General features: G+C 57.1%; 1 protein-coding gene. It reads right to left on the bottom strand.

Annotated features, from left to right (window positions below; translation table 11 throughout):
* Positions 1–275, bottom strand: a 275-nt coding sequence (locus RTW80_RS29165) for an EAL domain-containing protein (RefSeq protein WP_312721607.1), incomplete at both ends; no start/stop codon positions are given.

The raw sequence follows: 275 nt of genomic DNA, 5'->3' as shown, positions 1-275 counted from the left end.
GCCATGCCCTGACATCGTCTTCTATCAGGCTGAAGAGATGCTGCGTCAGGCTGACAATCAGACCTTCCTCTTCAGCGGCCCGGATAAACACCACCGGTGAAATGCTTCTACCGTCAGTACGCTGCCAGCGCATCAGGGCTTCGGCGCCGGAGCAGGCACCAGTCGCGGTGTCACAGACCGGCTGGTAATGCACGCTGAATTCGCCGTCTGCCATCCCTTTCCTGATTTCTTCCGCCAGAGACATCTTTCTAGAATCCCAGCGATGCCACATGTAC

It is taken from the genome of Escherichia sp. AM3 (assembly GCF_032029835.1).
Taxonomy (GTDB): Bacteria; Pseudomonadota; Gammaproteobacteria; order Enterobacterales; family Enterobacteriaceae; genus Escherichia; species Escherichia coli.
The sequence above is the reverse complement of the archived record's forward strand: the minus strand, read 5'-3'. Positions and strand labels throughout refer to the sequence as shown.